Origin of the sequence: Streptomyces sp. NPDC058459 (genome assembly GCF_042721685.1) — a bacterium.
In the GTDB taxonomy this organism is placed as follows: Bacteria; Actinomycetota; Actinomycetes; order Streptomycetales; family Streptomycetaceae; genus Streptomyces.
In genome coordinates, this window is record NZ_JBHXLV010000256.1 from 1 (window position 1) to 8438 (window position 8438).

The window sequence follows — 8438 nt, forward strand, 5'->3', positions numbered from 1 at the left end:
CTCCTGTTCCTGCGGGACCGCTGCCGCCGCGATCAGCCCGCGTTCTCCCGCAGAGCGAGGCCCATGCGCGCCGCGAGGGCGGTGGCCAGGGACGCGATGGTCGGGTGCTGCCACACGAAGTTGCTCGCCAGACGGACCGCGAGGTCGGCGTCGAGACGAATGCGCAACTCGGTGGCGAGGAGCGAGTCGAAGCCCAGGGACTTGAGGGGGGTGTCCGGATCGAGGGTGGCGCTGCCGGTGCGCAGGATGGCCCGGATGTGGTCCGCGAGGTAGCTCTCCAGGGCGTTCTGGCGGGCGATGCCCGCGGGCAACGCCTCCAGCCGGGCGCGGACGTCCCGCGAGCCGCCTTCCGCCCGCTCCGGCTCCGCGTGAGCGGCGTCCGGTGCGTTCGGTGTGTCCGGGGCCAGGTGGGCGAAGAGGCTGGAGTCCGCGGCCTGCCGGGGAATCCAGGTCCGCGGCGCTCCGGGGATGACGGCCGTCCGGACCCTCCGGTGGGTGAGCAGGCTGTGCAGCGCCTCCAGACCCCGGCGGGTGGGGATCGTCTCGTAGCCGCGCCCGGCGAAGTCCATGGCCTGTCCCGTCTCTCCCCAGGGACCCCAGTCGACGGCCAGCGTGGGCGAGCCGTTGCGGTTGCGCCACTGGGCGAAAGCGTCGAGCCAGGCGTTGGCCGCCGCGTACGCGCCCTGGCCGGCGTTGCCCAGCAGGCTGCTCATCGAGGAGTAGACGACGAACCAGTCCAGGGGCTGTCCGGCGGTCGCCCGGTGCAGATTCCAGGCCCCGGTGACCTTGGGTGCCCATACGCGCTCGAGCTGGTCGTCGCGGATGGTGTTCAGGGCGGCGTCGTCGAGGACCATGGCGCAGTGCACCACCCCGCGCAGCGGCAACCCTCCCTCGGTGGCGGCCGCCACGAGCCGTTCGGCGGTGCCGTGCTGCGAGATGTCGCCCAGTACGACCGTGGTGTCGCCGCCCAGGTCGCCGATGGCGCGGGCGGTCTCCGGTGACGGGGTGCGGCGGCCGTTGAGGACGACCCGGCCCGCTCCCTGCGCGGTCAGCCAGCGGGCGGTGGCCAGGCCGAGACCGCCGAGCCCTCCGGTGATGACGTAGGCGCCGTCCGCGTGCACGACGGCCGGCCCGTCGGGGTCCACCGCGACGGTCTCCCCCTCGTCGGGGACCGTCAGCACGATCTTGCCCGTGTGTCCGGCACGGGCCATCAGGCGGAAGGCGTCGTCCGCGTGGTCCAGCGGGTACTCCGTGCACAGCAGCGGCTTGAGGCGGTCCGCGGCGATGTGCGCCATCACGTCGCCCAGCATCTCGTGCAGCAACTCCGGTCGGCGCCGCTGGAGTTCGATGAGGTCGACCGTGCTGAACGTGATGTTGTGGCGCAGCGGACCGAGTCCCAGGGGGGCGTCGGCCATGATGTCGCGTACGCCGAGTTCGACGAAGCGGCCGAAGGGGCGCAGGCTCTGCAGGCCGGCGCGGACGGCCGGTCCGGCGAGGGAGTTGAGGACCACGTCGACTCCCTCGCCGTCGGTGGCCCGGCGGGTCTGCGGGGCGAAGTCCAGGGAGCGGGAGTCCATGACATGGCGGACCCCCATCCCGCGCAACTGGCGCCGCTTCTCCTCCGAGCCGGCCGTGGCCAGGACCTCCGCGCCCAGGAGCCGGGCGACGGCGATCGCCGCCCTGCCGGTGCCCCCCGTCGCGGAGTGGATCAGTACGCGCTCGCCCGGGGCCAGTCGTGCGACGTGGCGCAGGGCGTACCAGGCGGTCAGATACGCCGTGGGCAGTCCCGCCGCCGCCGCGGGCCTCAGCCCCGGCGGTACGGGGGCCACGGCGGTGGACGGGACCGTGACGAAGGACCCGAACGCGCCCCCTTCCAGCTGAACGGCGAGTACGTCGTCCCCCGGACGGAGGTGATCCACGCCGGGGCCCACGGCGGAGACCACGCCCGCGCACTCGAAGCCGATGCGGTAGGCGGTCTCCGGCTGGGAACCGAGCATCCCCAGTGAGGTCAGGGCGTCACGGAAGTTGACGCCCGCGGCCCGCACGCGCACCTCGACCTCTCCCTCGGCAGGCCGACGGCGGCCCGTCGAGACCAGTTCGAGGCTGTCGGGATCGCCGAACTGCCCGACGCGCAAGCGGAATCCGTCGTCCCCGAAGCGCACGGTCCGGGTGGTGCGGGCCGTGCTCTCGGCCGCGGTGACGGGAGACCGGTCGAGGCGCGCGACGTACCGGACCCCGCCGCGCAGCGCCACCTCGTCCTCGGGCGCGTCGGCGAGCAGCTCGGCGGCCAGGGTGTGCAGCCCGCGCCGGTCCGGATCGGTGTCCACGAGGGTGGGACGGAGATGCGGCCGTTCGACCCCCAGCACGCGGGCCACCCCGCGCACCGCGCTGTGGGCCGGGTGCCCGGCTTCGTTCACCGTGACGGCGTACGCGTGCCGGGTGGCCACGTACAGCCGCCACGGCTCACCGTGTTCGTCGGCGGCCTGAGCCAGCGCGAGCAGCCGCCGCGCGCGTTGCTGCGCGCCTTCCACGGGGTCGGTGGTGTCGGCGGAGGGGATGCCGGACAGGAGGACCACGGCGCGCCAGGAGTCGTCTCCGGAGGTGAGGTGCCGGCCGAACACCTCGCCCAGCGAGGCGAGCCCCTCCGCGTCCAGGGGCATGTCCCGCACGTGCACCCTCGCACCGGTGGAGCGCAGCTGATCCGCCAGGTTCTCGGCCTCGCCGTCGCCCTCGCCGATCACCAGCCAGTCTCCCGGCGCGGTCCGCCGGGCGTGCGGCGGGGACGCGCGATGCCAGCCGAGTTCCATGAACCACTGGTCGACAGCTGCCGCCCCGGCGGGCGCGCTCCGCTGGAAGCGCACGTCGTCGAGGGCGAGGACGGGGTGTCCGCGGACGTCCAGGGCGCGGACGTCGCCGACGAGGGTCGAGCCGTCGTTCTCCGTGACCGAGGCGTGGACGTGCGTGGCGAGCGCGGGGTCGCCGAGGACGCGTACGGCTCCGACCCCGACCGGCAGGATCGGCGCGGGTGTGCTGTCCTCACCGACCCCCGCGACGACCAGTTGCAGGCACAGGTCGAGGAGGACGGGGTGGACGCTCAGCGCGGGGGCGGGCGCGGCGGCGGTGCGGGGCAGGTGGACGCGGGCCCAGTAGGTGTCCCGGCGTTCGGTGGTGCGCAGTGCGGTGATGCCGGTGAAGGCGGGGCCGTGCTCCAGTCCGCAGGCGCGCAGCCCGGCGTAGAGGGTTCCGGGATCGAGGGCGACGGGGTGCCGGTGCTTCAGCTCGGGGACGGACGCGGCGCGGGTGTCGGGGGGCGCGAGAGTGCGGCGGGCCACGGCCGAGGCGTGCAGTTGCCATGAGCCGTCCGGGGCGGGCGAGTGCACCTCGCAGGTCGCCTGATCGCCGTCGGTGAGGGTGACGGTCGTGCTCAGTTCGGTGTCGTCGTCCAGGGGCAGCAGGTCGTGGAAGGTGATGTCCACGAGTTCCACGTCGGGAGCGGCACCGGCGAGGGCGGTGACCGCGGCGGTGTGCAGCAGGGCACAGAATCCGGCGCCGGGCAGGACGGGGGAACCGTGGACGCGGTGGTCGTCGAGCCAGGGCAGGTGCCGGGCGGGAGCGGTGGCGTGCCAGTTGTGCCGGACCGGGACACCGGGGATCACGGTGTGCCTGCCGGGCAGGGCGCCGTCCGCCCGGGGTACCTCCGGTGCCGCCGTGTCGCCGGCCCAGTGGGGGATGCGGTCGAAGGTGGTCGTGGGCACGTCGGCCAGGTGACCGTCGCCGCACGGGGACGTCCAGTCGACGGTGCCGCCGTGGCAGTGGAGGGCGGCGAGCTGCGTCCGGAAGGTGCCCAGTTCGTCCTGCGCCCGGCGGAGTGTGGGCAGCACGACGGCGTGGGGAACCAGAGGGGCCAGGCTGTCGCCCAGCGACTGGGCGACCACGGGGTGGGGCGAGATCTCGATGAACACCTGGTGCCGGTCCTGGGCGGCGGCGGTCACGGCGGGGTGGAAGCGTACGGGTCGCCGGAGGTTGTCGCACCAGTACGCGGCGTCGAGCACAGGCTGCTGCCGCGGGTCCTCGGTCACGGTGGAGTAGAACGGGATGCGGGGCGGACTGGGGACGAGGTCCGACAGCCCTCGGCGCAGATCCGCCAGCAGCGGGTCCACGTAGGGGCTGTGGGACGCGACGTCCACCGCGACGGGAGCGGCGGGGATGCCACGCTCGTCCCAGTGGCCGATGAGACGCATGATCTGCTCCGGGTCGCCGGAGACCACACTGGCCTCGGGCGCCGCCAGGACGGCCACGGACACGCGGTCGGCGTCCGCGTCGACCAGAGCGGCCTCCACCGCGTCCCGTCCCAGGCCGACGCTGGCCATGGCGCCCGTGCCGGCGATCCGGTCCAGCAGCGCCGAGCGGCGGCAGATCACCCGCACGCCGTCGGCGAGGGTGAGGGCCCCGGCCACCACCGCGGCGGCGACCTCGCCCATGGAGTGGCCGATCACCGCGGCGGGACGGACGCCGTGCGCCTCCCAGGCCGCCGCCAGCGAGATCTGCAGCGCGAACAGCACCGGCTGGACGCGTGGGCACCCGGTGACCGGCTCACCGGCCCGGACCAGGTCCAGGACGGAGAAGCCCGCCTCCTTGCGGATCAGGGTGTCCGCCTCGGTGAGGGCCTTCCTGAACGCGTCGTCCTGCTCCAGGAGTTCCCGGCCCATGCCGGCCCACTGGGAGCCCTGGCCGGAGAAGACCCACACGGGCAGGCGGGGCGCGGTCACGTCGGCGGCACCGGCGACCAGGGCGGGCGCGGGCAGGCCGTCGACGAACAGCCGCAGCGCCTCGGTGGTCTCGGCGCGGGACCGGGCGACGACCGCGAGCCGGCCACGACCGGGACTGCGCCGCAGGGCGAGGGTGTGGGCGACGTCCCGTAGCGGGACGGTCGCCCCTTCCGTCTCCAGCCAGGCGGCCAGCTTCCCGGCGGCTTCCGGCAGCGCCCGGTGTGATCCGGCCCCGAGCAGGATCACCTCCGGTGGCGCCTGCCGGGGACGGCGTGGGGCGGGCAGGCCGGTGCGGCGGGCGGGCGGGGGCTCCTGGAGGATCACATGGGCGTTGGTGCCGGAAAAGCCGAACGAGGACACCGCCGCCAGCCTGACCGGTTCCCTGCCGGGCCACGGGGTGCTCTCGCGCGGCACGAACAGACGGGTGCCGTCGGCGGCGATGGCCGGGTTCCAGCCGGTGAAGTGCAGGTTGGCGGGGATGGTTCCGTGCCCGAGGCACAGCACGGTCTTGATGAGCCCGGTGATGCCGGCGGCGGGTTCCAGATGGCCCAGGTTGGTCTTGACCGAGCCGAGCGCGCACGGGGAGAGTCCATGGCCGTACACGGCGGCGAGACTCGCGAACTCCACGGGGTCCCCCAGCGGCGTGCCCGTGCCGTGCGCCTCGATCAGGGAGACGCGGGCCGGGTCGACGCCGGCCCGCCCCAGCGCGGCGCGGTAGAGGGACTGCTGCGCTTCGGCGGAGGGGGCGGCGAGACCGTCGGAGCGGCCGTCCTGGTTCACCGCGGTCCCCCGGACGACGGCGAGGATGCGGTCACCGTCGCGGCGGGCGTCGGGCAGCCGCTTGAGGACGACGGCGCCGCAGCCCTCGCCGCGGACGAAGCCGTCGGCAGCGGCGTCGAAGGTGTGGCAGCGTCCGGTCGGGGACAGCATGCCCATCCGCTCGAAGGACCGGGTGACGCGCGGCGCCAGCATGAGGGTGACACCGGCGGCCAGGGCCAGGTCGCACTCCTGCCGGTGCAGTGCCTCGCAGGCCAGGTGGAAGGCGACCAGGGACGAGGAGCACGCCGTGTCCAGGGCGATGCTCGGGCCGTGCAGACCGAGGAGGTAGGAGATCCGGCCGGCGGCGACGCAGTGACCGTTCGTCAGGATGGAGCCCTCGAGTTCCCTGGGCTGTCCGGCCAGTTGGTCCATGTAGTCCTGGTAACTCAGTCCGGCGAACACGCCGGTCGCTGAGCCGGAGAGCCGGTCGGGAGGCAGTCCGGCGTGTTCCAGGGCCTCCCAGACGACCTCCAGCAGGAGCCGGTGCTGGGGGTCCATCACGTCGGCCTCGCGGCCCGCGACACCGAAGAAGTCCGCGTCGAACCCCGAGACGTCCCCGAGGTATCCGCCCCGGAGCGCGGAGGACGCGCCGGCGGCCGGCTCGCGCCCTCCGCCCCCCGTCCGCCGACCGGCCGGTGGCGGGCCGACCGCGTCCCGTTCCTCCATCAGCAGACGCCACAACGCGGCCGGGGAATCGACGTCTCCGGGGAGGCGGCATCCCATGCCGATGACGGCGATGGGCCCGGTCGCCGGCCGGGGACCGTGCTTGTCGTTGGCCACAGAAGTCTCCTTGTCACTGCACGAGTTGTCACTGCAGGAGTTGTCACTGCACGAGGGGCGGGGGAACGCGCGGGGTGCCGAGGTGCGACGGCGGACTCGTGCGTGAGGGCGGAACCGCAGGGACGAGCCGCGGAGCGGCGGACAGCTGCGGATCAGACGTCCGCACTGCCCAGCAGGATCGCGCTCTTCACCCCGCCCAGTTGGTAGTTGAAGGTGAAGGCGTAGTCGAAGTCGAGGGGGCGGGACACCGTCCCGGGGACCGGGTCGAACGTCAGGTGAGCAGCGGGCTGCTCGCAGTTGGCGGTGGGGCAGACCTGGCTGTTCCGCATCATCAGCAGGGTGAGGGCCACTCCGAGGCAGCCCGCCGGAGCACCGTTGTGCCCGAAGCATCCCTCCTGCGAGGTCATGAGGAGGTCGGACGACGCGGAGCCGTACAGCTCCTTGATCGCGTTCGACTCGAAGGCCGTGACGACCACGTTGCCGTCACTGCCTCCGTGGATGTAGGGCACCTGGCCGATGTCCCAGGTGTCACCGAGGCAGCCGCGGGCCGCCGCCACGAGGGCCCGGCCGCTTTCGTCGCTGGCCAGCGGGTTGGAGAGGCCGTCCCGCGTGGTGACCTGCGACAGGACCTGGCCGTAGGGGCGGGCGTCCCGGGCGAAGGCGTGCTCCCGGCTCTCGATCACGAGCGTCACGGACCCCTCACCGTGGTTGATGCAGTCGGCGCGTTCGTCGTACGGACGCATCAGCGCGTCGAACGACGGCAGCAGGCTGGGCATGTCCTCGGAGCGCATGGCGTCGTACGCCTTCTGGGCGCCGCTCAGGAGGCGCTGGATGTTGCGGATCATCGTGACGCTGAAGACGTCGACCCCGGTCACCACGGCGATGTCGGTCTCACCGGCGGCGATCATGCCGAGCGCGTTGCCGACCTGCACCGCGGACGAGGCACAGCCGCACGAGACCGTGAAGTTCGCGCCCCTGGACCGGGTGAGCGCGCCCTGCACCAGGGCGACGTCCGACGGGGTGACGGCCTGCTCCGCCGCGACGAACATCTCCAGCGCCTCGGCGACGGGATAGGTCGCCGGGTCGGCGCGCAGCACGGCGAGGTAGCTGTCGATGTTGGCGTCCACCCCGCCCCGGCCCACCAGGACGGCTGCGTCCTGCAGATCGCTCCGTACATCGAGGCCGGCGTCGAGGCACGCCTGCGAGAGGGAGACCAGCCCGAAGCGGTGGGCGTCCGTGTAGTGGCGGGAGAAGAACTCCGGAATGCCCGGCACGCGCTCCTCGAACACGGCCGGCGGCAGGGTGACGCCACCGAAGTAGACGCCCTTCTTGACCAGGCAGGACGTCCCGGTGGAGGCGACGCTCCAGAGGTCGTCGGCGGTGAAGACCGGGTCTTGCGGACCGGGGAGACAGAGTCCGATCCCGGTGACGACGGCGTCCCGCGCACGGGCGCCGGCGCGCCGCCTCACGAGGTGCTCGCACGTGACAGTGTGTCGGTCATGGGTGTTCCCTTCGACGGGTGGGGCGCACGAGCGCCCGGCTATTCGGCCACGTAGGTGCGGCGGGACCAGCGGTAGACGGGAAACTCCACTCCCTCGTGGACGGAGTACAGGCCCGAGAACTCGAAGTGCTCGTATGCGTTGCCGCACAGGATCTTCACCTTGGGTTCGAACTCCAGGGATCTCACTTGCCATACGTCGGGAAGCGCGATCCAGGTCGGGCCGCCTCGCAGGAGCACGGAAAGGGAATTCGATGCCTGAGGCTCCGGTTTCCTGCTGTCGCCGTTGTCCACCGAATTCTCCTGCTCTCTCGTGAGCGGGGTGGGAAAAACCGGGGGGAGGGTCCATCGCGATGCCGCGGAAAAGGACCGGCAGAGAGAATTGATGAAAGCGGAGATCAACATGGCGACCTGCCAGGAAAGGGGCCGGGTACTGGCGCGGGGCAGGGCACTCACAGCGGTCGGGACGGCGAGTGCCCTGCGCGCTCACCGCCCGCCGGACCTGGGGAGGGGGCGGCTCCGGCGGGCGGCGGGGGCCCGCGGACCCCCGGCCCCCCCGGGGGGGCGGGCGC

3 protein-coding genes are annotated in these 8438 nt (G+C 73.2%); all 3 read right to left on the reverse strand.

Annotated elements, in window-relative coordinates:
- Nucleotides 1-32: 32 nt before the first annotated feature.
- On the reverse strand, nucleotides 33-6368 hold the full coding sequence (locus ACFWN1_RS29680) for an SDR family NAD(P)-dependent oxidoreductase (RefSeq protein ID WP_384368631.1): 6336 nt from the start codon (nucleotides 6366-6368) through the stop codon (nucleotides 33-35).
- A gap of 152 nt (nucleotides 6369-6520) precedes the next feature.
- Nucleotides 6521-7837, reverse strand: a complete 1317-nt coding sequence (locus ACFWN1_RS29685) for a beta-ketoacyl synthase N-terminal-like domain-containing protein (RefSeq protein WP_384368633.1) — start codon at nucleotides 7835-7837, stop codon at nucleotides 6521-6523.
- A 71-nt stretch (nucleotides 7838-7908) separates the two neighbouring features.
- Complete coding sequence (locus ACFWN1_RS29690; protein WP_384368636.1) at nucleotides 7909-8271, reverse strand: DUF5988 family protein; 363 nt, start codon at nucleotides 8269-8271, stop codon at nucleotides 7909-7911.
- Nucleotides 8272-8438: the final 167 nt, after the last annotated feature.